Source organism: Agromyces rhizosphaerae, from assembly GCF_027925245.1.
GTDB lineage: Bacteria > Actinomycetota > Actinomycetes > Actinomycetales > Microbacteriaceae > Agromyces > Agromyces rhizosphaerae.
The window spans coordinates 3,386,064-3,410,424 of record NZ_BSDP01000001.1 but is presented as its reverse complement, the minus strand read 5'-3'; the positions used below and the strand labels follow the sequence as shown (position 1 = coordinate 3,410,424).

The window sequence follows — 24,361 nt, the reverse complement described above, 5'->3', positions numbered from 1 at the left end:
CGACATGAGCACCACCGCCGCACCGGCTCGGCCGAGCGCCAGCCCGTCGCCCTTCGGCCCTCCCTCCGTGGAGCGCAAGGGCAACATCCTGGTCAAGTGGCTCACCTCCACCGACCACAAGGTCATCGGGTACCTCTACCTGATCACCTCGTTCATCTACTTCTGCATCGGCGGCGTCATGGCGCTGATCATCCGTGCGCAGCTGTTCGAGCCGGGCCTGGAGATCCTCCAGACGCGCGAGCAGTACAACCAGCTGTTCACGATGCACGGCACGATCATGCTGCTCATGTTCGCGACCCCGCTGTTCGCGGGCTTCGCGAACGTGCTCATGCCGCTGCAGATCGGCGCGCCCGACGTCGCGTTCCCGCGACTGAACGCGCTGGCCTACTGGCTGTTCAACTTCGGCTCGCTGATGGCCGTCGCCGGCTTCCTCACCCCGCAGGGCGCCGCGTCGTTCGGCTGGTTCGCCTACCAGCCACTCGCGTCCACGACGTTCTCACCGGGTATCGGCGGCAACCTCTGGATGCTCGGCCTCGGCATGTCGGGCTTCGGCACGATCATGGGCGCGGTGAACTTCATCACCACGATCATCACGATGCGCGCTCCCGGCATGACCATGTTCCGCATGCCGATCTTCACGTGGAACACCCTCGTGACGTCGATCCTCGTGCTGCTGGCCTTCCCGGTGCTCGCCGCGGCCATCCTCGCCGCATCGGCCGACCGCATCTTCGGGGCCCATATCTACGATCCCGCGAACGGCGGCGTCATCCTCTGGCAGCACCTGTTCTGGTTCTTCGGCCATCCGGAGGTCTACATCATCGCGCTGCCGTTCTTCGGCATCGTCTCCGAGATCTTCCCCGTCTTCAGCCGGAAGCCGATCTTCGGGTACAAGACCCTCGTGTACGCCACGATCGCGATCGCCGCGCTGTCGGTGACCGTGTGGGCGCACCACATGTACGTCACCGGCTCGGTGCTGCTGCCGTTCTTCGCGCTGCTGACCATGCTCATCGCGGTACCGACGGGCGTGAAGATCTTCAACTGGATCGGCACGATGTGGCGAGGCTCGATCACGTTCGAGATGCCGCTCGTGTGGTCGCTCGGCTTCCTCATCACGTTCGTGTTCGGCGGGCTGACCGGCGTCATCCTGGCGTCGCCGCCGCTCGACTTCCACGTCTCCGACAGCTACTTCGTCGTGGCGCACTTCCACTACGTCGTCTTCGGCACCGTCGTGTTCGCGATGTTCGCCGGCTTCTACTTCTGGTGGCCGAAGTGGACCGGCAAGATGCTGAGCGAGCGCCTCGGCCAGTGGCACTTCTGGCTGCTGTTCATCGGCTTCCACACCACCTTCCTCATCCAGCACTGGCTGGGCGTGGTCGGCATGCCGCGCCGGTACTACTCGTACCTGCCCGAGGACAACATCACCTGGATGAACCAGCTCTCGACGATCGGCGCGATGATCCTCGCGGTCTCGCTGATCCCGTTCTTCCTGAACGTCTTCATCACGGCCCGCCGTGCGCCCAAGGTGACGGTGAACGACCCGTGGGGCTACGGCCGCTCGCTCGAGTGGGCGACCAGCTGCCCGCCGCCGCGCCACAACTTCACGTCGATCCCGCGCATCCGGTCGGAGTCGCCGGCGTTCGACCTCAACCACCCCGAGGCCGCACTTCCGATCGGCATCGGGCCGGCCAAGGACGCCCCGGATGCTCCGACCTACGAGGTCACGGAAGGGAAGGTCAAGTAGATGCGCGCGAATGTCGCCATTTTCTGGATCATCGGCGCGTTCTTCGCACTCGCCGACGTCGCGTACATCGTCTGGGCGATCCTCGAGTACGGCGAGCCGGAGTGGGTCGGCCTGGTCGCGATCGGCCTCAGCGCCGTGCTCGCGGCGTTCATCGCCTTCTACCTCGGCAGGGTGCATCACGCACAGGGCGGTGAGCTCCCGGAGGACCGTCTCGACGCGAACATCGACGACGGCGACGCGGAGCTCGGCTTCTTCAGCCCGTGGAGCTGGTGGCCGATCATGCTCGCCGCCGCCGCCGCGCTCGGCTTCCTCGGACTCGCGGTCGGCTTCTGGATCACGTTCATCTCGCTGCCCGTCGTCGTGATCAGCCTCGTCGGCTGGACCTACGAGTACTACCGCGGCAACTTCGCACGATAGTGGCGGGGCGCGTCGGGCTCATGCGGGCCTGATCGCACCGACGAGCCACCAGCGGAACCCCCGGCTCCGGAGCGGCACCTCGAATCCGCACGCGCGCACCGCCTCGACCATCAGGTCGGGGCGGTGCACGTATCCGCGGAAGGACTGGCCGCTGCGGCGGCGCAGCGCGTTCTTGACGCCCGTCCTCACTCGCGTGAACGGCGTGCGCGGCGGGTGCGTGAACACGAGCGCGCGCGTGGCACGATCGGCGGCGGCGGTGAGCAGCCGCACGGCGTGCGGATAGCAGCACACCACGCGGTTCAGCACCACCAGGTCGGCGGGAGCGACCACGTCGGGATGCTCCGCGAGATCGAGGCCGACATGTCGTGTCGCTCGGCGCTCGAGCCCGTGCTCGGACAGCAGCCGTTGCGCGATGCGCTCGTACTCGCCCGACAGCTCCAGGTTCACCGAATGCGCGGCGCCGCGCTCGAGCAGCTCGAGTTGGAGCTCACCGACGCCGCCGCCGATCTCCAGCACGGAGGCGTCCTGCACGCCGACGTGGTCGGCGAACGCCAGGATGCGCCGCTCGAGCCGGGGGAGTCCGCGTCGCCGATAGTCCCGCGCGACGGACTCTGCGAACTCCGTGTCGAAGATCGCCTCGTATCGGCTCGAGTCGCCCGGCTCGCAGCATGGGTCCACGGACCCAGTATGCTCCCGTGGCCGTCAGACCGCGCGGGCGAGGACCAGCACGTCGACGGCGGTGCTGATGCGCGGCGGCAGCTCGCCGGTCGTCGGTCGGTCGCCCCGTGGGTGGTGGGCGGACGGGCCCATCGCCACGAGGTCGTCGACCAGCTGCGCCGTCGGCGCGAGCTCGCCGGCGACGTGCACGGAGTCGACGAGGCGGAGGCCTGCCGCCGCGGCATCCGACAGCACCTGCTCCCGCTTGCCGGCCCGCACGTCGATCATGGCGCCGCCCGCGCGGAGCTCGGCGAGGTGGTCATCGGCCGGAATGACCGTGACCAGCCGTCCGCCGGGAGCGAGGATGCGCGCGAACTCGGGCAGGTTGCGCGGCGCGAACACGTTGAGCACCCGGTCGAACGCGCCTGACGCGAGCGGCAGCGGCGACCAGAGGTCGAGCACGACGCCGACGGCGACCGGCACGGATGCCCCGCGCAGACGCCGTACGGCCAGCCTGACGGCGTCGGAGGAGAGGTCCGCCACGACGGCGCCGGCCGGGTCGTCGAGGCGCGCGAGTGCGGAGACGGCGTACTGCCCGGTGCCGCATCCCAGATCGGCGACGACGACGTGCTCGGGGGCATCCGTCGCGACCGCTTCGGCCACGGCCTCGCGCAGTGCGAGGTACGCTGCGCTGTCGAGCACCCGCTCGCGTGCGGCGAGCATCGCCGTCGTGTCGCCCCGGACGTTCGGGCGCTTGCGGGGGAAGAGCGTGAGGTATCCGCGACGGTTCGCGTCGAACGCGTGCCCGCGCTCGCAGCGCACGGTCGCCGCGGCATCGCCGTCGAGGGCGGAGACGCAGAACGGGCACCGCAGCAGATCGACGGGTCGTCGATCGGTCATGCGGTGCCCGATCCGAGGCGGTTGCGTCAGTGGTGGTCCGAGTGCGATGCCTCGAGCTCGCCGCGGGTGACGGGCGCGATGCGGTCCTCGAAGAACCACCGCGAGACGCCTGCGCGCATCTTCTGCCACACCGAGATCTTGCCCTGCGCGTCGGGACGGATCATGAGCGGTGCATAGCTCTCGTAGCTCACGAGGCGCCAGCGGTCGTACTCGTCGAGGGGCTGGTGCACCTCGATGAACTCGCCGCCGGGCAGCTTCACGATGCGGCCCGACTCGTAGCCGTGCAGCACGACCTCGCGGTCCTTCTTCTGCAGGGCGATGCAGACGCGCTTCGTGATGAAGTACGCGAGGAACGGCCCGAGGATGACCACCGCCTGGAGCGAATGGATGACCCCCTCCATCGTGAGCTTGAAGTGCGTCGCGATGAGGTCCGAGCTCGCCGCGGCCCAGAGGCCGGCGTAGAACGTGACACCCGCGGCACCGATCGCGGTGCGCGTCGGCGCGTTGCGCGGACGGTCGGCGATGTGGTGCTCGCGCTTGTCGCCCGTGACCCACGCCTCGATGAACGGGTAGATGAACACGAGGCCCAGGAAGACCAGCAGCCCCACGAGCGGCACGAGGATGTTGAACGACCACGTGCGCTCGAGCCAGACGAACTCCCACCCCGGCGGGATGAGGCGCAGCGCGCCGTCGGCGAAGCCGATGTACCAGTCGGGCTGCGTACCGGCCGACACCGGCGACGGGTCGTACGGGCCGTAGTTCCAGATCGGGTTGATCGTGAACAGCGACGAGATGAGTGCGAGCACGCCGAAGACGATGAAGAAGAAGCCACCGGCCTTGGCCGCGTACACGGGCATGACGGGCGGACCGACCGCGTTGAGCGGCGTCTTGCCCGGCGCGGCGTACTGCGTGTGCTTGTGCACGACCACGAACAGCAGGTGCACCGCGATCAGCGCGACGATGATTGCGGGCAGCAGCAGGATGTGGAGCGTGTAGAGGCGCCCGACGATCGCGGTACCCGGGAACTCGCCGCCGAACAGCAGGAACGAGGTCCAGGTGCCGATCACCGGCATGCCCTTGATCATGCCGTCGATGATGCGGAGGCCGTTGCCCGAGAGGAGGTCGTCGGGGAGTGAGTAGCCGGTGAAGCCCTCGCCCATCGCGAGCACGAAGAGCACGAAGCCGATGACCCAGTTGAGCTCGCGCGGCTTGCGGAACGCACCGGTGAAGAAGATGCGCAGCATGTGCAGGCCGATGGCCGCCACGAACAGCAGGGCCGCCCAGTGGTGCATCTGGCGCACGAACAGGCCGCCGCGCAGGTCGAATGAGATGTCGAGGGTCGACGCCATCGCGACCGACATCTCGATGCCCTTGAGGGGCACGTACGAGCCCTCGTAGTGCACCTCGGCCATCGAGGCCTGGAAGAAGAACGTCAGGAACGTGCCCGTGATGAGCACGACGACGAAGCTGAACAGCGCGATCTCGCCGAGCAGGAACGACCAGTGGTCGGGGAAGGCCTTGCGGCCGAGCTCCTTGACGACGGTCGAGATGCTCGTGCGCTCATCGATGTAGTTCGAAGCGGCGGCCGTGAAGCCGCCCTTCCGCTTGGCGGGGGCGCTGGTGGTCGGGACTGCGGTGCTCAATGACGCTCCCAGAAGCTCGGGCCGACGGGTTCGGTGAAGTCGCTCTGCGCGACGAGGTAGCCCTCGTCATCGACTGCGATCGGCAGCTGGGGGAGCGGCCGCTTCGCCGGGCCGAAGATGACCTCGCAGTGGTTCGCGACGTCGAACTGCGACTGGTGGCAGGGGCAGAGCAGGTGGTGCGTGTGCTGCTCGTACAGAGCCACGGGGCATCCGACGTGCGTGCAGATCTTGGAGTACGCGACGATGCCCTGGTACGACCAGTCGGCACGGTCGGCCGTCTCGTTGAGCTCCTCCGGGTTCAGGCGCATGAGGAGCACGGCGGCCTTGGCCTTCTCCTCGAGCTTGTGGTGCTCGAGCTCGTTGAGGCCCTCGGGGATCACGTGGAAGGCGCTGCCGATCGTGACGTCCGACGCCTTGATGGGCACGCCGGAGGGGTCGAGCGTGAGGCGCGTGCCCTCGGCCCACATGGTGTGGCTGAGCAGCTCGACCGGGTTCTGGTCCTGCGGGGCGAACCCGCGGAACAGCACGACGGCGGGAAGCGGGAACACGACCAGCGCACCGATGAGGCTGTTGCGGATCGCCGAACGGCGCGTGAAGCCGGACTCCTGGTCGGCGTCCTGGAACACCTTGACCGCGGCGGCACGGGTCTCCTCGCTGCCGCGGACGGGGTGACGCTCGTCGGCCAGCTCGACGTCGTGCATGAGCGCCTTGGCCCAGTGCACCGCGCCGAAGCCGATGGCGAGCAGTGCGAGCGCCACGCCGAGCCCGAAGAACAGGTTGTTGAGCCGGACGTCGAACACGTCTCCCGACTCCATCGGGAACAGCATGTACGCCGCGATCGCCCAGACGCTGCCGACGATCGAGAGGTAGAACAGCGTGTAGACGCCGCGCTCCGCCGACTTCGCCTTCTTCGGGTCGAGGTCGGTGACGCGCTTGCGGTGCTCGGGGAATCCGGGGTTCTCGAATCCGTCCGCAGGGATCACTGCGGTCCCGGGGGAGGCGGCGACCTCCTGCCCGTGCGATGACGAGCCGGCAGCGACGATTTCAGTACCGTCGTTGTCGTCCTGTGCCATGGTTCTCCTTCTTACGCTTCCTCGTAGCCCGTGCGCCTAGTTCGACTTCGCCGTGATCCACACCGTGATCGCGACGATCGCGCCGAGACCGAAGATCCAGATGAAGAGGCCCTCGGACACCGGGCCGAGCGAGCCGAGCTCGAATCCGCCGGGGGAGCGGTTGTCCTGGATGTACTGCAGGTAGGTGATGATGTCGCGCTTGTCCTCGGGGGTGATGTTCAGGTCGTTGAACACCGGCATGTTCTGCGGGCCCGTGACCATCGCCTCGTAGATGTGGACGCCCGAGACGTCGTTCAGCGCGGGAGCGTACTTGCCCTCGGTGAGCGCGCCGCCGGCACCGGCCACGTTGTGGCACATCGCGCAGTTGATGCGGAAGAGCTCGGCACCGTTCGCCGCGTCGCCGCCGCCGTTGACGAGGTGGTCCGCCGGGATGTCCGGGCCCGGTCCGAGTGACGCCACGTAGTAGGCGAGCTGCTTGGTCTGCTCATCGGTGAACTGCACCGGCTTCTGCTCGGCCTGCGGGCCCTGCATCTGCATGGGCATTCGGCCCGTGCCGACCTGGAAGTCGACCGCTGCCGCGCCGACGCCGATGAGGCTCGGACCGGCCTCGGCGCCCTCGCCATCCAGGCCGTGGCAGGTGGCGCAGTTGGCCTGGAAGAGCTTCTTGCCCTCCTCGATCGTCTGCTGCGAGGTCGCGTCGACCTCGGCCTGCGCGGTGCCCGTGCTGAAGGCGGCGTACGCGCCGCCGGTGAACACGAGCCCGAGGGCGAGGAGCGCCACGGTGGCGAGCGGGGAACGTCGTCCCGTCCGACGCTTCGAGCTGGTCATCGTTCTCTTCCTGTTGCGGTGCATGCGGATGTTCGTGGGCTCCCGGTGCGTCATTTGAGGACGTAGATGACGAAGAACAGGCCGATCCAGACGACGTCGACGAAGTGCCAGTAGTACGACACGACGATCGCGCTGGTCGCCTCCTTGTGGCCGAAGTGCGAGACCGCGTAGGCACGGCCGACCACGAGGAGCATGGCGATGAGGCCGCCGGTCACGTGGAGCGCGTGGAAGCCGGTGGTCAGGTAGAAGGCCGAGCCGTAGGCGTTCGAGTCGAGCGCGATGCCCTCGGACACGAGCGTGGCGTACTCGAGCACCTGGCCGGCGACGAAGATCGCGCCGAGCACGTAGCTCAGCAGGAACCACTCGACGAGACCCCACTTCATGAGGTTGAAGGGCCCGCCGGTGCGTCGCGGCTGGAACTTCTCCGCAGCGAACACGCCGAACTGCGCGGTGAAGGACGAGGCGACCAGGATCGCGGTGTTGATGGCCGCGTACGGGACGTTCAGGCGTCCGGCCTCGAAGTTCCACAGTTCCGGCGAGGTCGAGCGCAGGGTGAAGTAGATCGCGAACAGGCCGGCGAAGAACATCACCTCGCTGCCCAGCCAGACGATCGTGCCCACCGCGACGGTGTTGGGCCTGTTGATCACGGGCGATGTGGCCGCAGGGGCGATTGAGGAGCTCGTCACGCTCCCCATTATGGCCGATTTCTCAGGCCGGTTTTGAGCAGGGTGCCGTACGTGTCTCGGAAACGGATGGGAGCGACCCTCGTTATCACCCGTGAACGGCCCGTGAATCCGCAGGGAATCGGGTCTGGCTAGGATCGTGGCATGCCCGAGACCCCCACCTGGCCGTCGGTCCTGACCGCCCTCCTCGACCGCGAGGACCTGAGCGTCGCCGAGGCGGCATGGTGCATGGAGCAGGTGATGACCGGCTCCGCGAGCCCCGCGCAGCTGGCGGCCTTCCTGGTCGCGCTGCGCGCCAAGGGCGAGACGGTCGACGAGGTGGTCGGGTTCCGCGACGCGATCCTCGAGCACGCCGTCGCGCTCGACGTCGACCCGATGGCGCTCGACATCGTGGGCACGGGCGGCGACCGCGTCGGCACGGTGAACGTGTCGACCATGGCCTCGATCGTCGCGGCGGCATCCGGCGTACCCGTCGTCAAGCACGGCAACCGCGCCGCGAGCTCGGCCTCGGGCTCCTCCGACGTGCTGGCCGCGCTCGGCGTCGACCTCGGCATCGAGCCCGCGCGCGTCTCGGCCGTGCTCGACGAGGTCGGCATCACCTTCGTCTACGCGGCGGCCTTCCACCCGGGGTTCCGTCACGCGGGTCCGACCCGTGCCGACCTCGGCATCCCGACCGTGTTCAACATCCTCGGCCCGCTCTGCAACCCGGCGCGCGCCGAGGCCTCCGCCGTGGGCGTCGCGCAGCTCGACCGCGTGCCGTTGATCGTCGGCGTCTTCCAGACGCGCGGGGCGACGGCGCTCGTGTTCCGCGGCGACGACGGGCTCGACGAGCTCACGACCACCGGTCACAGCCACATCTGGGAGGTGTCGGGCGGTACGGTGCGCGAGCACGACCTCGACCCGCGCGACCTGGGCATCGCACGCGCGCAGATCGCCGACCTGCTCGGCGGGGACGCGGCGCACAACGCGCAGGTCGTGCGCGAGGTCTTCGCCGGCGCGGCGGGCCCGGTGCGTGACATCGTGCTGCTCAACGCGGCGGCAGGGCTCGTCTCGTACGAGCTCGCGCGCGATCCCTCCCAGCTGCAGCGCCCCATCCTCGACCGGTTCCGCGAGCAGCTCGCCGTCGCGGCCGAGGCGATCGACTCGGGCGCCGCGGCGGCGAAGCTCGAGGCGTGGGTCGCGGCGACCGTCAGCTGACGTCCTCGTCGACCCAGTCGAAGGTCTTCGTGACGGCCTTGCGCCACTGGCGCATGAGGCGGTCCCGTTCGGCCTGGTCGATGTCGGGCTCCCAGCGCCGGTCCTCCTTCCAGTTGGCGCGGAGCTCGTCGAGGTCGCTCCACACGCCGGTCGCGAGGCCGGCCGCGTAGGCGGCGCCGAGCGCGGTCGTCTCCGCGACGACCGGGCGCACCACGGGGATGCCCAGGATGTCCGCCTGGAACTGCAGCAGCGTGTCGTTGGCCGTCATGCCGCCGTCGACCTTCAGCTCGGTCGGCGGGGTGCCGGTGTCGGCGATCACGGCGTCGAGCACCTCGCGGGTCTGGAACGCGGTGGACTCGAGCACCGCGCGGGCGAGGTGCCCCTTGTGCACGAAGCGGGTGAGGCCGACGAGCGCGCCGCGGGCGTCCGGCCGCCAGTAGGGCGCGTAGAGCCCGGAGAAGGCCGGCACGAAGTAGGCGCCGCCGTTGTCGTCGGCCGTCTTGGCGATCTCCTCGATCTCCGCGGCGGTCGAGATGAGCCCGAGGTTGTCGCGCACCCACTGCACGAGAGAGCCGGTGACCGCGATGGACCCCTCCAGGGCGTAGTGGGCCGGTCCGTCGCCCAGGCGGTAGCCCACGGTGGTGAGGAGCCCGTTGTCGGAGCGGACGATCTCCTCGCCGGTGTTCACGATCAGGAAGTTGCCCGTGCCGTAGGTGTTCTTCGACTCGCCGGCGTCGAATGCGGCCTGCCCGAAGGTGGCCGCCTGCTGGTCGCCGAGGATGCCGGCGATCGGCGTCTCGCGCAGCAGGCTGGAGGGTGCCGCGGTGCCGTAGACCTCGGAGGAGGAGCGGATGTCGGGCAGCATCGCGCGCGGCACGTCGAACGCGGCGAGGATCTCGTCGTCCCACTGCAGGGTCTCGAGGTCCATGAACAGGGTGCGGCTGGCGTTCGTGACATCCGTCGCATGCACCCCGCCCGACACTCCGCCGGTCAGGTTCCAGAGGAGCCAGGTGTCGATGGTGCCGAAGAGCAACTCGCCGGCCTCGGCGCGGGCACGGGCGCCCTCGACGTGCTCGAGGATCCACGCGAGCTTCGTCCCCGAGAAGTAGGTGTTGAGCGGCAGGCCGGTCGTCTCGGCGAACCTGCCGGGGCCTCCGTCGGCCGACAGGCGGTCGACGATGGGCTGCGTGCGGGTGTCCTGCCAGACGATGGCGTTGTAGACGGGCAGGCCCGTGGAGCGATCCCAGACGACAGCGGTCTCGCGCTGGTTGGTGATGCCGATCGCCGCGATGTCGTGGCGCGTGATGCTCGCCTTCCCGAGCGCCTGGCCGATCACCTCGCCCGTGTTGCGCCAGATCTCGATCGGGTCGTGCTCGACCCAGCCGGCGCGCGGGAGGATCTGCCGGTGCTCGAGCTGCCCGGTCGAGACGATGCCGCCGCCGTGATCGAACACCATCGCGCGCGTGCTCGTGGTGCCCTGGTCGATCGCGATCACGTACTCGCCCATCAGCGTGCCTCCCGGGTCGCGCATCGACGCGCGGCATCCACGATACCGACGCGGGCACCAGCCCGACAGCGCCCGTCCGGGGCTGCCGCTTGGCCCGCACGCGGCGTAGGTTGGGCACGGGCGCCGCATCGTGGCCGACGGGGCGCCCGCGTGCGAGGGGAGGGGCATGAAGAAGCTCATCAACGCGCCGGAGGACGTGGTCGCGGAGTCGATGGCGGGGTTCGCCGCCGCCCACGCCGACCTCGTGCGCGTCGTGCCCGAGCCGCTGTACGTCGTGCGACGGGACGCCCCGGTGGCCGGCAAGGTCGGCCTCGTCAGCGGCGGCGGCAGCGGGCACGAGCCGCTGCACGCGGGGTACGTCGGGTTCGGCATGCTCGACGCCGCGGTGCCCGGCGCCGTGTTCACCTCGCCGACACCCGACCGCATCCTCGCCGCGACGCAGGCGGTCGACGGCGGGGCGGGGGTGCTGCACATCGTGAAGAACTACACGGGCGACGTGCTGAACTTCGAGACGGCGGCCGACCTCGCGGCGGCGAACGGGATCGAGGTCCGCAGCGTCGTCACCGACGACGACGTCGCGGTGAAGGACTCGCTGTACACCGCAGGACGTCGCGGCACGGGCGGAACGGTGCTCGTCGAGCGCATCGCCGGCGCCGCGGCCGAGCGCGGCGACGACCTGGCGCAGGTGGCGGCGATCGCCGAGGGCGTCAACGCCGACGCGCGGTCGATGGGGGTCGCGCTCACGCCGTGCATCGTGCCCCACTCGGGCGAGCCGAGCTTCACGCTGGCCGAGGACGAGATGGAGTTCGGCATCGGCATCCACGGCGAGCCGGGCCGCGAGACCCTTCCGCTCGAGCCCGCCGACCGCGTCGTCGACCGGCTCCTCGACGCGATCCTGCCCGACCTGCCGTACGAGCGGGGCGATCGCGTGCTGCTCATGGCCAACGGCATGGGCGGCACGCCCCTGTCGGAGCTGTACATCGTCTACCGGCGCGCGGCGGAGCGCCTCGCCGAGGAGGGCATCGAGGTCGCTCGATCGCTCGTGGGCGATCAGATCACGGCACTCGAGATGCAGGGTTGTGCACTGACGCTGCTGCGCCTCGACGACGAGCGCATCGAGTTGTGGGATGCTCCCGTGCAGACCGCATCGTTGCGGTGGGGGCGCTGATGCGGGGCACCGAGAGCGAGGAGCGGCATGGACGTTGACAGCAACTGGGCGACGGACTGGGTCCGAAGGAGCGCCGACGCCGTCGCCGCGCACCGGGCCGACCTCACGGCGCTCGACCGCGCGATCGGCGACGGCGACCACGGCGAGAACCTGCACCGCGGGTACCAGGCGGCGCTCGCGGCGCTCGACGGCCTGCCCGACGACTCGACCCCGGCCGACGCGCTCATGCTCGTCGCCACCACGCTCATCTCCAACGTCGGCGGCGCGGCCGGCCCGCTGTACGGCACCGCGTTCCTGAAGGCCTCCGGCGCGGCGCAGGGCCTCGACGAGCTCGGGCCGGCCGACGTCGTCGCGATCCTGACCGCGGCGCGCGACGGCATCGTGCTGCGCGGCAAGGCGCAGCACGGGGAGAAGACCATGGTCGACGCGTGGACGCCCGCGGTGGACGCGGCGGCGGCCGCCGCGGAGTCCGGGTCCGATGTGCGCGACGTGCTCGAGGCCGCCGCGAGTGCGGCCGAGCAGGGCGCGGCCGACACCGAGCCGCTCGTGGCGCGCAAAGGCCGGGCGAGCTACCTCGGCGAGCGCTCGGCGGGCCACCGCGACCCGGGCGCGGAGTCGAGCGCGCTTGTGCTGCGCGCGGCGGCCGAGGCGGCGGCGGATGCGGCGGAGCGCCGTGACACCTGACCCGCACGAGTCCAGGGTCGGGCTCGTCTTCGTCTCGCACTCGGCGGCCATCGCCGACGGTCTCGTGCAGCTCGCGCGCCAGATGGCCGAGGACGTCGTGATGGTGCCGGCGGGCGGCACCGACGACGGCGGGATCGGCACGAGCTTCGCGAAGGTCTCGGAGGGGATCGCCGCCGCGGACGCCGGCAGGGGAGCCGCCGTGCTCTTCGACCTCGGCAGCGCGGTACTGACCGCCGAGACCGCGCTCGACTTCGTCGACGACGAGCAGCGCGCCAGGGTGCGGGTGGTCGACGCCCCGCTCGTCGAGGGCGGCGTGGCGGCCGCGGTGGTCGCACAGACCGGTGGTTCGCTCGACGAGGTGGTCGCGGCGGCGACGGCCGCCGGGGGGCAGGAGGCCACCTCGGGCGACGCGGAGTGGGACCCGGGACGGGCGACCGACCCGGTGCGCTACGAGCGCACGGTCACGCTGCGCAACGAGGCGGGCCTGCACGCGCGCCCGGCGGCGGAGTTCGTGCGCCTCGCGAGCACGTTCGACGCGCACGTCCGGGTCGACGGGAAGGACGCGAAGAGCCTGCTCGCGATCATGTCGCTCGGCGCGGTGCGCGGCGACGCGGTGACCATCTCCTCCGACGACGACCGGGCACGGCCCGCGGTGGACGCGCTCGCGGAGCTCGTCGAGTCGGGCTTCGGCGAGGCCTGAACAGGCTCAGTTGCCGCCCGCGACGCGGATGTCGGCACCCGTCGTGTACGAGGCATCCGCACTGAAGAGGTAGGCGACGGCGCCGGCGATCTCATGCGGCTCGCCGGCCCGGCGCATCGGGATGTTCGGCGCGCGCTCCTCGGGAGCGTTCGGCCGACCGGCATCCGCATGGATCTCGGTGTGCGTCGTGCCGGGGGAGACGGTGTTGACCCGCACTCCCACGGCGGCGAACTCCTTGGCGAGCCCGGTCGTCATGGCGTTGAGCGCCGCCTTGCTCATCGCGTACGGCACGTACGTGTGCGGGGCGCCGCTCACCGCGGCACCGGAGGAGATGTTGACGATGCAGCCGCCCTCGCCGCCCCGGTCCGTCGCCATGTGCGCGATGGCGTCCTTCGCGAGCAGCATCGGCGCGAGCACGTTCACGTCGAGCACGAGCTCGGCCTCGTCGTCGTCGACGTCGAGGAACTCGCCGATGGTGCCGGTGATGCCGGCGTTGTTCACGAGCCCGGTGATGCGTCCGAAGTGGTCGAGCACCGACGGCACGAGCGCGCGCACCTGGGCGAGGTCGGCGAGGTCGGCCCGCATGACCGCGACCTCGCTGCCGGCCGCGCAGCACTCCTCGGCCACCTGCCGCACCTCGTCGGCGCGCACCCGGTAGGTGAGCGCGAGGTCGTGGCCGTCGGCGGCGAGCCTGCGGGCGATCGCGGCGCCGATGCCGCGGCCGCCTCCGGTGATCAGCGTGACCGGGCGTCGGTCGGATGCTGCGGGGTCGGTCATGCGCCCACGATATGCCAGTCGCGTGCCAGGGGCAGCCGGCGCGGCCCGTCAGCGGTCGTCCGGCGACGGGCGCGCGGACCTGCGGCCGACGGGCCGCGTGCCCGACCCGGAGAACTGCACCAGGAACGTGCCGAGCGCCACGACGGCGAGCGCGATCCACTGCAGCGCCGCGAGCGGCTCGCCGAGGAAGATCGCGGCCAGCACCGCGATCTGGATGAGCATCGTGTTGTTGATCGCGGCCGACGGCGCGGCGCGGAGCGTGCGCAGGGTGTGGTTCCAGAGGGTCCACGCGAGTGCCGTGTTCACGACCGCGAGCACGACGATGATGCCCCAGCCCCGGGCGGAGACCTGCGGGAGCCCCTCGACGGCGAGCCCGGTGCCGAGCAGCGCCGCGGCGCCGATCGCCATCGACGGGGCCGTGACGGCGAGCGCGGACACGTGCGCACGGGCGTTGACACCGCGGCCGAGCACGGACGCGGCCGCGTTCGCGAGCAGCCCGACGAGCGCGACGGCGACCCCTGCCAGCGTCGCACCCGCGCCGCCGCCCGCGAGGAAGTAGGTCACTCCGCCAACGACCGTGAGCGCGAGGCCGAGCACGCCGCCCCGCCCGACGCGCTCCCCGAGCGCGAGCAGCGCCCCGATCGCCACCGCGACCGGGGTGAGCGAGTAGAAGAGGCTGAGGGTGGCGGCCGGGAGCAGGGCGAGCCCCACGAACTGGGCGCCCTGCGTGATCGCGTACATCATGAGTCCGAGCGCGACGAGCTCGCCCCACTGGCGCCGCGTCAGTGAGCGGAGGTCGGCTCGCGTGCGCGGACGGGCGACGGCGATCGCGAGCAGGAGGAGGGCTGCGAGCCCGTACCGCAGCCCGGCGAAGACCAGCGGGGGCAGCGCGTCGTCGAGCCCGATGCGGATGAGCACCCACGACGACGACCAGAGGAGGGTCACGAGGAACGCCTGCGCGGTCGCGACCAGGACCTGACGGGGCATCCGGCTCCCTCCGGCGGCGAGCGCGGCGCGCCCGACATGCCAAGGGTATGGTGTCGCACATGGCGGTAGCGGTGGCGATCCTGGCGCGGTTCGTCGCGCTCGCGGCCGATGTCGTGGCGGCCGCGGCGGACGGCCTCGCCGTCGCCGGCTCGCAGGGCCTGCTGCTGGTCGTGGTCTCGCTCGTCGCAGTCGCGGCGCTGGTGGCGGTGCTGCGTGCCCCCATCCGCGCCGTCGCCGACGCGAGTGCCGTGGTGTACCGGGGCCAGACCGTCGACGTCTCGTTCCTCCTCGCGCAGTGCGATCCGGATGCGGCGGGCAGCGTGCGCCCCCGGGCACCCGGCGGCGGCTCGACGGCCGCCTGAGCGAAGGCTGCTCGACCGGGCACGGAACGCCCGCCCGCTGACCGCGCTCCCGCGGCCGATACGGACCGACACCCGTCATCGACCCCGAGGACCATCCCATGAACCCGTTCGACCTGCCCCTGCTCGCCGCCCTCGTCGACCACGTCGCCACCGCGCTGCTGCACCTCGCCGACGCGATCGACCCGTTCGCCGGCCCGGCGAGCGCCGCCCTCGCCATCGTGCTCGCGACCGCGCTCGTGCGCGCCTGCCTGCTGCCGCTCGCCGTCGCGCAGGCCCGCGCGGAACGCGACCGCCGCCGACTCGCTCCGCGCGTCTCACGCCTGCGCGAGCAGTACCGCGACCGCCCCGAACGGCTGCAGGAGGAGCTCCGCGACCTCTACGCCGCGGAGCGCGTGTCTCCGGCCGCCGGGTGCCTGCCGATGCTCGCGCAGGCGCCCGTGCTGTCGTTCGCCTACGCGACGCTGGTGCTGCCGACGATCGCGGGGCACCAGAACGTGATCCTCGCCGCGACGGCGTTCGGCGTGCCGCTCGGCGAGTCGTTCGCGGCGTCAGCCGTGGCATCCGCCCTGTCGCCGACGCTCGTCGTGGTCACGCTCGTGCTGGTCGCCATCGCGATCGTCGCCGGCGAGCTGTCGCGCCGCGCGTTCGCGCCCGGCGACACGGCCGGCGTGCCCGCCTGGGCGCGGCGCTCGACGGGCGCGCTGCAGTTCCTCACCGCCGCGATCGTGCCGTTCGTGCCGCTGGCCGCGGGCGTCTACCTCGCCACGACGGTCACGTGGACGCTGGGGCAGCGGCTGGTGCTGCAGCGCGCGTTCGCCCTGCGCGCGTGAAGCTGGGGACGGATGCGTCCGGACCGCGCCCGGCGCGGCAGGATAGCGGGTATGTCGAACGCCGCGGCGAAGCCGCCCCGTCCCCCTGGAGAGCGCGCATTCGTCGGACGGGTGGCCGGAGCGGCCACGAGCCGGGCGATCCGCGTGGGGCTGGCGGTCATCACGCTCGTGCTGCTCGCGGTCGCCGCGGTGCGCGCGCTCGCGGACGGCACGCCCGCCTTCGGCGTCATCACGGCCACGTTGCTGTTCCTCGGCTGCGCCGGCGCGGGCCCGCTGCTCGGCGACGGACTGAAGGACTCGAGCGTCGCGGCGCGATGGCTGGGCGTGCTCGTGATCGCCTGGGTCGTCTGCGTCGTGGTGTCGCCCGAGTACGTCTGGCTCGCGTTCCCGCTCTGGCTGCTCGCGGGGTTCATCCTCTGGTTCCCCGGTGCACTCGTGCTGAGCACCCTGATCCTCGCGACCGTCGTCATCGCACCCGTGCTCCACGGCGGCGAGACCACGTACGCCGAGGTGATCGGCCCGCTCGTCGGCGGGGCGTTCGCGGTCGGCATCGCGCGCGGCTACCTCGAGCTGCTGCGCGACGCGCGCGATCGCCGTCGCCTGATCGAGTCGCTCCGGGCGGCGCAGCGGGAGACCTCCGAGCTGCAGGACGAGCTCGCACGCACCCAGCGCGAGACGGGCGCGGGGATGGAGCGCACGCGTCTCTCGCGTGACATCCACGACACCGTCGCGCAGAGCCTGACCTCGATCGCCATGCTCGCCCGCGCCGCCCAGGGCTCGGGCTCGCAGCACGACGCGCAGCTCGCGCAGATCGAGCTCCTCGCGCGCGAGGGACTCGCCGACACGCGCCGCATCGTTCACGCGCTCGCACCGAGCGAGCTGCAGGGCTCGGGATTGGGAGACGCGCTGCGACGGATGCTCGGGAGGGTGGAGACCGAGGCCGGCATCCGCACCGACCTGCGTATCGACGTGCACGGCGCCGCACTCTCGACCGCCGCGGAGATCGCCCTGTTGCGGACCACGCAGTCCGCACTCGCCAACGTGCGGACTCACTCGCGCGCCACGCGGGTCGTGGTGAGCCTGTCGGATGCCGGTGACAGCGTGCGACTCGACGTCGTCGACGACGGGGCGGGCTTCGACGCGACCGCGTGGAAGACGCGGGGGACCGTCGGCGACGAAGGGGGATACGGGCTCGTGTCGATGCGCGCGCGCATGCGCGAGCTCGGCGGCGACCTCGAGATCGAGAGCGCGCCGGGGGACGGGACGGCCCTGTCGGCGTCGGTGCCGCGCCTGGCGAGCGAGGGGTCGCGGTGAGCGGGATCCGCGTGCTGCTGGTCGACGACCACCCGGTCGTGCGCACGGGCCTGCGCGCGGTGCTGGGGACCAGCGGCAGCGTCGACGTCGTGGGCGTCGCGGCGACGGGGGAGGAGGCGGTCACGCTCGCCCGGCTCCGGCACCCGCAGGTGGTGCTCTGCGACCTCCGGCTGGGGGAGGGGATGGACGGCATCCGCACGACCGCGGCGCTGCGCAAGGCGGATCCGTCGCTCGTCGTGGTGATCCTGACGACGTTCGACCGCGACGCCGAGGTGCTGGCGGCGATCGAGGCGGGGGCTTCCGGCTACCTGCTGAAGGACGCGTCACCCGAGCAGATCGTCGCCGGAGTGCGGCGCGCTGCCGCGGGCGGCACCGTGCTGTCGCCCGCGCTCAGCGCGCGGGTGAACGCGGCGAAGCGCGCGCCGCGCGTGAACCTCACCGAACGCGAGCTCGACGTGCTGCGCGCGCTCGATACCGGTGCGTCGAACCGCGAGATCGCGAAGCGCCTGTTCGTGAGCGAGGCGACCGTGAAGACGCACCTCGTGCACGTCTACGACAAGCTCGGCGTCGACTCGCGCACGCGCGCGAGCGCGGTGGCCCGGGAGGTCGGGCTGCTCTGAGCCGGTGGAGGGTGCCGCCCGTCGCCTCACCACCGCTACCGTGAGTGTCGTGCCCTTCGCCCTCGCGCTCACCGCGGTGCTCGTCCTGCTCGCCGTCTTCCAGCTCGCGCTCGTGCTCGGCGCACCCCTCGGCCGATTCGCCTGGGGCGGCCAGCACCGGCTGCTGCCCCCGCGTCTCCGGGTCGGCAGCGCAGTCTCGATCGTGGTCTACGCGTTCATCGCCGCGATCGCGTGGGATCGTGTGGGCCTCATCGACATCTTCGGCGGTGCGTTCTCGGAGGTCGCGATGTGGGTGGTCGTCGGCTACTTCGCGCTGGGCATCCTCATGAACGCCGTGTCGCGAAGCGTGCCGGAGCGCGCGGTCATGGTGCCGGTGTCGATCGTGCTCACCGGGCTCTCGCTGCTCATCGCGCTGGGCTACGGCGAGCTCGCTCTCGCGGCCTGATCTCAACCGTTCGGTTGATCCGCACGCCCGCGCCGAGGGGGAGGCTGTCACGGCAACCTCGAAAGGATCCACCGTGCGCCGTCTCTTCACCGCCTCGTTCGTCTACCTCGTCGCCGGCCTGCTCTCGGGCCTCTTCTACCGGGAGTTCACCAAGCTCAACGGCTTCCCGGCGGGGGAGTCGACGCAGCTCGGGCTCGCGCACACGCACCTGCTGACGCTCGGGTTCCTCGTGCTGCTGGTCGTGCTCGTGCTCGAGCGGATGTTCGGGCTCTCGCGCAGCCGTCTGTTCGGCTGGTTCCTCTGGACCTACAACGCCGGCGTCGTGCTGACCGCGGCAATGCTCGTCTGGCACGGGTCGCTGACCGTGCTGGGGGAGCAGGCCGGGCCGATGATCGCGGGCATCGCCGGGCTCGGGCACATGCTGCTGACCGCCGGGCTGGTGCTGCTCATGACGGCGCTCGGGCGCGCCATCGGTCGAGAGCGAGCGGATGCCCCCGAGCCGGCCGAGCTCGCCGCCTGACGCCTCCGCGGTCGTGCCAGGTCAGTGCGGCTAGAACGACTGCCCCTCGGCCTGCCCGCCGGCGGGCGCCGACAGGTGGGTCTGCACGAAGCGCCAACCGTCGTCGGTGCGCACCAGGCCGACGGTCAGGCGCAGGCCGGGCATCTCGAACGTCTGATCGCCGATGGAGCCCGCGACGGTGACGTCGCAGTAGGCGAACGCGGCATCGCCGATGATCGTCGCGTGCACGTTGCTGAACCGCATGTCCGCGTCGGCCTGCGCGAAGTCGCGCTCCGCCTGGGTGCGGTACTCGGCGAGGCCGAACCGCACCTCGTCGGCGCCGGTACCGACGAGCTGGGCGTCCTCGCCGACCGCCATGTCCATCAGCGCGTCGATGTCCTTGGCCTTGTACGACGTGGACCACTCCTGGAGTACCCCCTCGATCTCGTTCACAGCTGTACTGCTCATCGTGACCTCCTCGTCACAGGGTGAATAATCCTCAGTTTGGCACCGCGTTCGGCTGGCGGGAAGGGGCGCTGTGCTGCACGACTGAGGGGATCACCGATCGGTGCCGAGCGAGAAGGCGACGGCGAAGGTGATGAGCAGCGCGAGAGCCAGGCCCACGATGACCTCGACCCGGGAGAGCCAGCCCAGCACGCGCGCGAGAGCCCGGAGGGGGCGGGGAGGTTCGCGGCCAGGGCGCACGCCCGAATCCTCTCGCAGGCGCGTGGAGCGTTTGGTCGGCACAGCGCAACCTGTGGACGCGCCCTTCAGGTCAGTGGGGTGGTGGATGCTGTGCAGAAGTCTGCAGAGGGAAGCATCCGCCCAGCACAAACTGACATAATGTGCATTATCGGACTATACGGGACAACTTGGTTCGAGCGGATCCACGCGTCCTCCCACGAGTGATTCCGCGCAGATTCCGAGTGCTCAGAAGTTCTGAGGGAATGTCGGTGTCGAAGGCGTCCACTAGCTACCTCGGCAGACCATGCTCGTCATAGTCGATCTCGTCGGTATCCGCGTGGTCGACGGTCGCTGCACGAGTCCTGCCACGCTCGATGATCTCGTCCATCACCTTTGCGAGGCGCTTTCGTTCCGCGATCTCGTCCGCTTCGGCCATGGGGCGATTCTCCCCCTCCGTACGTGCCGACGGAAAGCGCGCGCTCGCGCCGCGGCCTGCGGCAGAATGGCGGCATGCGCACCAAGGTCGCGTACGTCCTCGGCGGTGGCGGCGTGCTCGGTGCCGGCCAGGTCGGGATGCTCCGGGCGCTGCTGGAGCGCGACATCCGGCCGAGCCTCATCGTCGGCACCTCGATCGGCGCGGTCAACGGCGCGATCATCGCGGCTGATGTCGATGACAGCCTCGAGCGGCTCGAGCACGCCTGGTCGTCGAAGGATGCCCGTGGGCTGACGAGCGGCACGGGCATCCGTCTCGGCAGGTCGCACGTGATGACGATGGCGCCCGTGCGACGGCTGCTCGAGGGCGGTCTGGGCGGCGCACGCAGCTTCCGCGACCTCCAGGTGGAGTTCCGGTGCTGCGCCGCGAGCATCGAGCGCGCCGCCGAGCACTGGTTCACCAGCGGTCCCCTGGTGCCCGCGGTGCTCGCGTCGGCGTCGCTGCCCGGAGTGTTTCGTCCGGTACGCATCGGCGACGAGCACTTCGTCGACGGCGGGCTCGTGAACTCGATCCCGGTGGGCGAGGCCGTGACCGCGGGCGCGACCGACATCATGGTGCTGCAGGTCGGGCGCATCGAGCACCCGCTCAGCGCCCCGCAGTCGCACCTCGGCACGGCGCGCATCGCGTTCGAGATCTCGCGCCGGCACCGGTTCGCACGCGACTCGGCCGCGCTCCCGAAGGGCGTCCGCATGCACGTGCTGCCGACGGGTACGACCTCGTCGCGCGACAACCGCGTCGTGAAGCACCTCTCCATCGCGGCGCTGCAGCGGCGGATCGACATCGGCTACGAGGCATCCGTCGCCTATCTCGCCGAGCAGGCATCGCTCGGCACGCTCCCGGGCGGCCGCCGGCGATGAGGCTCCCACCGGTGTGGGTACGGCGGGTCGTGATCGCCCCGCTGGTGGTGCTGCTCGCGCTCGTCGTGACCCTCGCCGTACCGGTGTGGTTCGCCGTCGGCGCGATCGCGTCGCTGATCATGGGCTGGAAGTTCCGCATCCCCCGGCTCGCGTGGATGATCAACGTCTACCTGCTCTGGGAGGCTGCGGCGCTGTTCGGCATGCTGGGGCTGTGGATCGCGTCGGGCTTCGGCTGGCGGCTGCATCGGCCGCGCATGCAGCACCTGCACTACCGCTTCGTCGCGTGGATGCTGCGGGCGCTGTTCTGGAACGCGCACTGGGTGCTGCGGCTCGACATCGACGTGCGCGTCCCCCCGGGGTTCCACGACGACGCGAACCCGTGCGTGATCGCGAGCCGGCACGCGGGCCCCGCCGACTCGTTCGTGCTGATCCACGCGGTGCTCAACTGGTTCGACCGGTCGCCGCGGATCGTGCTGAAGGACACCATGCAGTGGGACCCGGCCGTCGACGTCGTGCTCAATCGACTGCCGAACCGGTTCATCGCGCCGCCGCCGTTCACGGGCCAGCGGCGGGAACGGGACACGAGCGTGCACGACCGCATCCGCGAGCTGGCCAGCGACATGGGCGCGGGCGACGCGTTCGTGATCTTCCCCGAGGGCGGCAACTTCACGCCCGAGCGGCGCGAACGCGCGATCGCGCGGTTGCACGCTGCGGGGCTGCACCGTGCGGCGGAACGGGCCGCGGGCATGATGCACGTGATGGCGCCCCGGCCGGGCGGCCTGTTCGCCGCGCTCGACGGCTCCCCCGACGCGGATGTCTACTTCGTCGCGCACACCGGCCTGGAACGCATCCGCTCGGCCGGCGACGTCTGGCGCGAGCTGCCGACCGACAAGACGATCCTGATGCGGTTCTGGACCGTGCACCGCCCGAGCATCCCGGTCGACCACGACGAACGCGCGGAGTGGCTGATGGACGAGTGGGAGGCGATCGACGGCTGGATCGACCGGCACGCGCCGGCCGAGTGAGCCGTCGCCGCGCTCAGGCGCCGAGCCCGTCGATGCGGAACACCGGGAAGTCCGCGGCGATCGCGGCGAACTCCTCCTCGGGCGCGCGGCGCTCGACCGGCACGTGCGGGCGAGCGCCCGGGGCGACATCGAGGTAGCGCTTGAGGATCGGCGCCCGTTCGGCGACCGGCACCTCGTCGAGCGTGACCGAGGTCGGCTCGCCGCGCCGGATCGTGGCCCGCCCCTCGGCGGCGCGCACGTTGCGGACCCAGTTCGCGTGCTCCCCCAGCATCGAGACCAGGTACCAGGAGTCGTCGAGATCCGCCATGACGACGGGCGACGCGATCGTCTTGCCGCTCGTGCGGCCGCGCACCTCGAGGGTGACGTCGCGATCGCGCGAGAGGCTTCCGCCGGAGGCGTACTGCTTCGCCCAGAACGCGTTCAGCCAACGCGCGATCGGACCGGGCCGGTCGCCGCGATACACAGCGCGCTTGACCCAGTACACGCTTCGGAAGGTGTCGCCGCCCCGATCGGTCATGGCGACAGGATGCAGCACGGGCGCGTATCCGCGCAACGCTCCCGGACTCAGCGCGGCGTGCGCAGCCCGATCGCCCAGGCGAGCGTGTGGAATGCGAGGCCGAGCCCCCAGAACAGCGTGATCCAGTAGGCCCAGGTGAAGCCACCGCCGGTGAACCAGTCGAGGAACCAGAAGAACCCGTTGATGATCACGAAGACGCCGACGTGCCAGAGGATCGCGTCGGTGTTCTTCCGTCGCTGGTCGGCCCGTGCCGACCGTTCGGTCATGGCGTCCATGTGGGTGTGCTCCTCACTGCAGCGGACGCTGCCAGCGTGCCGGAGAGGATGGCTCGACACGAGGCCGAAGGTCCCGCGGGTCCCGATTCTCTGGGAATAGCCTGAACGCGACGAATCCGCCCACACAGGAGGTCATCCGCATGTCCAGTCCCCAGCCGACGCCGATGTTCGCGTCGTTCACGCTCGACGCCGACACCCTGACGAAGACGGCCGTGAACGGCGTCCGAGCCGCACTGGGCATCAGCGGCGTCATCGCCCTGATCCTCGGCGTCCTCATCACCTTCTGGCCGAAGGGCGCAGTCGTCGCCATCACCGTGATGCTCGCGGTCTACCTGCTCATCGCCGGCCTCGTCTACCTGGGCGTGGGGGTCTTCTCCCGCGGGCTGAAGGGCGGGGCGAGGGCCCTCGACATCATCCTCGGGCTCCTCTTCGTCGTCGCCGCGGTGCTCGCATTCGCCAACCTCGCCGCCACCGCCGAGTTCCTCGCGATCTTCATGGGCGTGCTCATCGGGATCGTGTGGATCATCGAGGGCGTCGTCGCGCTGGCGCAGGCGGGTGACTCGACCTCGAAGGGATGGACGATCTTCTTCGGCATCCTGAGCATCGTCGCCGGCATCGTGCTGCTGTTCTCGCCGATGCTGATCGAGGTGATCTTCATCGTCCTGGGCATCGGGCTGATCATCCTCGGCATCGTCCAGGTCGTGCGCGCGTTCACCTTCGGGCGGGACGTCACGGCCTGACCGGAAGACGTGCCTCGAGCCGGCTCGGCCCGACCTTCGGGGTCAGCTGACCGACTCGAGGCCGTAGCCGAACACGACCACGCCGATCAACAGCACGATCACGGCCGTGACCGCCCCGTTGTTGCGCACCATCCACTCGCGCATGCGCACGATGCGGGGCGTCATGCGGTCGGGGGCGATCAGCGTGAGCACGATCGGCACCGCGACGCTCGACGCCGAGATGATCGTGTAGACCGCGATGACCGCGGCGGACTCCCCCGCTGAGAGTTCCGCTCCGCGGATGTTGAGCCCCGCCGCGGTGGCCAGCAGAATCGCCTTCGGGCGCACGTTGAGGGCCAGTGCGACGCCGAGCGACGACCAGGGACCGAACGACGAGACCGCCGACAGCCACCGGGGCATCGTGTACTCCGGGTTGCGCAGCGAGCGACGGAAGCGGAAGACGCCGAACGCGATCAGGGCGAGCCCGACCAGGATCTCGGCGATGCCGAGGGCGACGTCGGGCTGCCGGTCGAATCGCGGCGTCGGGATCGCCCGCGCACCGAGCGTCGTGAGCGTCACCACGAGGGCGAGCCCGACGACCGTGCCGATGAGGAACGGCACCGCCGACCGCTTCCGGTTCGGCGACAGCAGGATCAGGATCGTCGCCATGATCGGCACCGTGCTGATCGCCATGGCCAGCGACACGGGCAGGACGTGCGCGATCGCCTCCAGCACGGTGCCCCTCCCCTGCTACCGGCT

The 24,361-nt window shown here is 70.8% G+C and carries 30 protein-coding genes; 15 read left to right on the top strand and 15 right to left on the bottom strand.

Features of this window, described 5'->3' with window-relative positions; genetic code table 11:
- Nucleotides 1-4: 4 nt before the first annotated feature.
- Nucleotides 5-1,741, top strand: a complete 1,737-nt coding sequence (ctaD, locus tag QMG39_RS16115; RefSeq protein ID WP_281886770.1) for an aa3-type cytochrome oxidase subunit I — start codon at nucleotides 5-7, stop codon at nucleotides 1,739-1,741.
- Nucleotides 1,742-2,158, top strand: coding sequence for an aa3-type cytochrome oxidase subunit IV (gene ctaF, locus QMG39_RS16110; RefSeq protein ID WP_281886768.1), 417 nt, complete (start codon nucleotides 1,742-1,744; stop codon nucleotides 2,156-2,158).
- 18 nt (nucleotides 2,159-2,176) lie between these two features.
- Here the strand turns inward: ctaF and QMG39_RS16105 are convergent, their stop codons facing one another.
- Genes QMG39_RS16105 through ctaE form a run of 6 tightly spaced genes read right to left on the bottom strand, consistent with a single transcriptional unit; the run spans nucleotide 2,177 to nucleotide 7,954 of the window.
- Complete coding sequence (locus QMG39_RS16105; RefSeq protein WP_281886766.1) at nucleotides 2,177-2,836, bottom strand: class I SAM-dependent methyltransferase; 660 nt, start codon at nucleotides 2,834-2,836, stop codon at nucleotides 2,177-2,179.
- 24 nt (nucleotides 2,837-2,860) lie between these two features.
- On the bottom strand, nucleotides 2,861-3,715 hold the full coding sequence (locus QMG39_RS16100; RefSeq protein WP_281886764.1) for a methyltransferase domain-containing protein: 855 nt from the start codon (nucleotides 3,713-3,715) through the stop codon (nucleotides 2,861-2,863).
- A gap of 26 nt (nucleotides 3,716-3,741) precedes the next feature.
- Nucleotides 3,742-5,358, bottom strand: coding sequence for a cytochrome bc1 complex cytochrome b subunit (gene qcrB, locus QMG39_RS16095; RefSeq protein WP_281886763.1), 1,617 nt, complete (start codon nucleotides 5,356-5,358; stop codon nucleotides 3,742-3,744).
- Nucleotides 5,355-6,431 carry a cytochrome bc1 complex Rieske iron-sulfur subunit gene (gene qcrA / locus QMG39_RS16090; protein WP_281886761.1) on the bottom strand — a complete coding sequence of 359 codons (1,077 nt, stop codon included), beginning with the start codon at nucleotides 6,429-6,431 and terminating at the stop codon, nucleotides 5,355-5,357. The genes qcrB and qcrA overlap by 4 nt, the downstream gene beginning before the upstream one ends.
- 36 nt (nucleotides 6,432-6,467) lie before the next feature.
- On the bottom strand, nucleotides 6,468-7,259 hold the full coding sequence (qcrC, locus tag QMG39_RS16085) for a cytochrome bc1 complex diheme cytochrome c subunit (RefSeq protein WP_281886759.1): 792 nt from the start codon (nucleotides 7,257-7,259) through the stop codon (nucleotides 6,468-6,470).
- A gap of 50 nt (nucleotides 7,260-7,309) precedes the next feature.
- Nucleotides 7,310-7,954, bottom strand: a complete 645-nt coding sequence (gene ctaE, locus QMG39_RS16080; protein ID WP_281886757.1) for an aa3-type cytochrome oxidase subunit III — start codon at nucleotides 7,952-7,954, stop codon at nucleotides 7,310-7,312.
- 132 nt (nucleotides 7,955-8,086) lie between these two features.
- Here ctaE and trpD point away from each other — a divergent pair, with 132 nt between their 5' ends.
- Nucleotides 8,087-9,139, top strand: a complete 1,053-nt coding sequence (gene trpD / locus QMG39_RS16075; protein WP_281886755.1) for an anthranilate phosphoribosyltransferase — start codon at nucleotides 8,087-8,089, stop codon at nucleotides 9,137-9,139.
- Here the strand turns inward: trpD and glpK are convergent.
- Entirely contained in the window at nucleotides 9,132-10,646 is a 1,515-nt protein-coding gene (glpK, locus tag QMG39_RS16070; protein ID WP_281887320.1) for a glycerol kinase GlpK, read from the bottom strand. The two genes, trpD and glpK, sit on opposite strands and share 8 nt — an antisense overlap.
- A 166-nt stretch (nucleotides 10,647-10,812) precedes the next feature.
- Here glpK and dhaK point away from each other — a divergent pair, with 166 nt between their 5' ends.
- The 3 genes from dhaK to dhaM are packed head-to-tail and all read left to right on the top strand — an operon-like array spanning nucleotide 10,813 to nucleotide 13,198.
- Nucleotides 10,813-11,814: a dihydroxyacetone kinase subunit DhaK gene (dhaK, locus tag QMG39_RS16065; RefSeq protein WP_281886753.1), complete on the top strand. Its 1,002-nt coding sequence runs from the start codon at nucleotides 10,813-10,815 to the stop codon at nucleotides 11,812-11,814.
- Between the two features lie 27 nt (nucleotides 11,815-11,841).
- Entirely contained in the window at nucleotides 11,842-12,498 is a 657-nt protein-coding gene (gene dhaL, locus QMG39_RS16060) for a dihydroxyacetone kinase subunit DhaL (RefSeq protein WP_281886751.1), read from the top strand.
- Nucleotides 12,488-13,198 carry a dihydroxyacetone kinase phosphoryl donor subunit DhaM gene (gene dhaM / locus QMG39_RS16055; RefSeq protein ID WP_281886750.1) on the top strand — a complete coding sequence of 237 codons (711 nt, stop codon included), beginning with the start codon at nucleotides 12,488-12,490 and terminating at the stop codon, nucleotides 13,196-13,198. The genes dhaL and dhaM overlap by 11 nt, the downstream gene beginning before the upstream one ends.
- Before the next feature lie 6 nt (nucleotides 13,199-13,204).
- Here the strand turns inward: dhaM and QMG39_RS16050 are convergent, their stop codons facing one another.
- Together QMG39_RS16050 and QMG39_RS16045 are read right to left on the bottom strand one after the other, a co-directional pair.
- Nucleotides 13,205-13,975 carry an SDR family NAD(P)-dependent oxidoreductase gene (locus QMG39_RS16050; protein WP_281886748.1) on the bottom strand — a complete coding sequence of 257 codons (771 nt, stop codon included), beginning with the start codon at nucleotides 13,973-13,975 and terminating at the stop codon, nucleotides 13,205-13,207.
- A gap of 48 nt (nucleotides 13,976-14,023) precedes the next feature.
- Entirely contained in the window at nucleotides 14,024-14,962 is a 939-nt protein-coding gene (locus QMG39_RS16045) for a DMT family transporter (protein WP_281886746.1), read from the bottom strand.
- A gap of 59 nt (nucleotides 14,963-15,021) precedes the next feature.
- Between QMG39_RS16045 and QMG39_RS16040 the strand changes: the two genes are divergently transcribed.
- The 6 genes from QMG39_RS16040 to QMG39_RS16015 all read left to right on the top strand — a co-directional run bounded on the left by QMG39_RS16040 (nucleotide 15,022) and on the right by QMG39_RS16015 (nucleotide 19,053).
- On the top strand, nucleotides 15,022-15,324 hold the full coding sequence (locus QMG39_RS16040; RefSeq protein ID WP_281886744.1) for a DUF6412 domain-containing protein: 303 nt from the start codon (nucleotides 15,022-15,024) through the stop codon (nucleotides 15,322-15,324).
- Nucleotides 15,325-15,422: 98 nt separating this feature from the next.
- Nucleotides 15,423-16,154, top strand: a complete 732-nt coding sequence (locus tag QMG39_RS16035; RefSeq protein WP_281886742.1) for a YidC/Oxa1 family membrane protein insertase — start codon at nucleotides 15,423-15,425, stop codon at nucleotides 16,152-16,154.
- 51 nt (nucleotides 16,155-16,205) lie between these two features.
- Complete coding sequence (locus QMG39_RS16030; protein ID WP_281886740.1) at nucleotides 16,206-17,468, top strand: sensor histidine kinase; 1,263 nt, start codon at nucleotides 16,206-16,208, stop codon at nucleotides 17,466-17,468.
- Complete coding sequence (locus QMG39_RS16025; protein ID WP_281886738.1) at nucleotides 17,465-18,088, top strand: response regulator; 624 nt, start codon at nucleotides 17,465-17,467, stop codon at nucleotides 18,086-18,088. The genes QMG39_RS16030 and QMG39_RS16025 overlap by 4 nt, the downstream gene beginning before the upstream one ends.
- Before the next feature lie 49 nt (nucleotides 18,089-18,137).
- Nucleotides 18,138-18,533 (top strand): hypothetical protein, encoded by a 396-nt coding sequence (locus QMG39_RS16020; RefSeq protein ID WP_281886736.1) that lies wholly within the window; start codon nucleotides 18,138-18,140, stop codon nucleotides 18,531-18,533.
- A 73-nt stretch (nucleotides 18,534-18,606) separates the two neighbouring features.
- Nucleotides 18,607-19,053 carry a DUF2871 domain-containing protein gene (locus tag QMG39_RS16015; protein WP_281886734.1) on the top strand — a complete coding sequence of 149 codons (447 nt, stop codon included), beginning with the start codon at nucleotides 18,607-18,609 and terminating at the stop codon, nucleotides 19,051-19,053.
- Nucleotides 19,054-19,083: 30 nt separating this feature from the next.
- Here QMG39_RS16015 and QMG39_RS16010 read toward each other — a convergent pair whose 3' ends face one another.
- The 3 genes from QMG39_RS16010 to QMG39_RS16000 form a co-directional block, all read right to left on the bottom strand.
- Entirely contained in the window at nucleotides 19,084-19,500 is a 417-nt protein-coding gene (locus QMG39_RS16010; RefSeq protein ID WP_281886732.1) for a nuclear transport factor 2 family protein, read from the bottom strand.
- 90 nt (nucleotides 19,501-19,590) lie between these two features.
- Nucleotides 19,591-19,737, bottom strand: a complete 147-nt coding sequence (locus tag QMG39_RS16005; RefSeq protein WP_281886730.1) for a hypothetical protein — start codon at nucleotides 19,735-19,737, stop codon at nucleotides 19,591-19,593.
- Between the two features lie 268 nt (nucleotides 19,738-20,005).
- Nucleotides 20,006-20,152 carry a hypothetical protein gene (locus tag QMG39_RS16000; RefSeq protein ID WP_281886729.1) on the bottom strand — a complete coding sequence of 49 codons (147 nt, stop codon included), beginning with the start codon at nucleotides 20,150-20,152 and terminating at the stop codon, nucleotides 20,006-20,008.
- Between the two features lie 74 nt (nucleotides 20,153-20,226).
- On the opposite strand from QMG39_RS16000, the gene QMG39_RS15995 reads away from it, so the two are divergent.
- Both QMG39_RS15995 and QMG39_RS15990 read left to right on the top strand, forming a co-directional pair.
- A complete protein-coding gene (locus QMG39_RS15995) occupies nucleotides 20,227-21,066 on the top strand; it encodes a patatin-like phospholipase family protein (protein ID WP_281886727.1) in 840 nt (279 codons plus the stop codon).
- Entirely contained in the window at nucleotides 21,063-22,091 is a 1,029-nt protein-coding gene (locus QMG39_RS15990; protein WP_281886725.1) for a 1-acyl-sn-glycerol-3-phosphate acyltransferase, read from the top strand. The genes QMG39_RS15995 and QMG39_RS15990 overlap by 4 nt, the downstream gene beginning before the upstream one ends.
- Before the next feature lie 13 nt (nucleotides 22,092-22,104).
- On the opposite strand, the gene QMG39_RS15985 is transcribed toward QMG39_RS15990, so the two are convergent.
- Both QMG39_RS15985 and QMG39_RS15980 read right to left on the bottom strand, forming a co-directional pair.
- A complete protein-coding gene (locus QMG39_RS15985) occupies nucleotides 22,105-22,608 on the bottom strand; it encodes a nitroreductase/quinone reductase family protein (RefSeq protein WP_281886724.1) in 504 nt (167 codons plus the stop codon).
- A 47-nt stretch (nucleotides 22,609-22,655) separates the two neighbouring features.
- Nucleotides 22,656-22,883 carry a 2TM domain-containing protein gene (locus QMG39_RS15980; RefSeq protein ID WP_281886722.1) on the bottom strand — a complete coding sequence of 76 codons (228 nt, stop codon included), beginning with the start codon at nucleotides 22,881-22,883 and terminating at the stop codon, nucleotides 22,656-22,658.
- Nucleotides 22,884-23,023: 140 nt separating this feature from the next.
- Between QMG39_RS15980 and QMG39_RS15975 the strand changes: the two genes are divergently transcribed.
- Nucleotides 23,024-23,623, top strand: coding sequence for an HdeD family acid-resistance protein (locus tag QMG39_RS15975; RefSeq protein ID WP_281886720.1), 600 nt, complete (start codon nucleotides 23,024-23,026; stop codon nucleotides 23,621-23,623).
- Nucleotides 23,624-23,665: 42 nt separating this feature from the next.
- Here the strand turns inward: QMG39_RS15975 and QMG39_RS15970 are convergent, their stop codons facing one another.
- Nucleotides 23,666-24,337 carry a GAP family protein gene (locus QMG39_RS15970; protein ID WP_281886718.1) on the bottom strand — a complete coding sequence of 224 codons (672 nt, stop codon included), beginning with the start codon at nucleotides 24,335-24,337 and terminating at the stop codon, nucleotides 23,666-23,668.
- Between the last annotated feature and the right edge of the window lie 24 nt (nucleotides 24,338-24,361).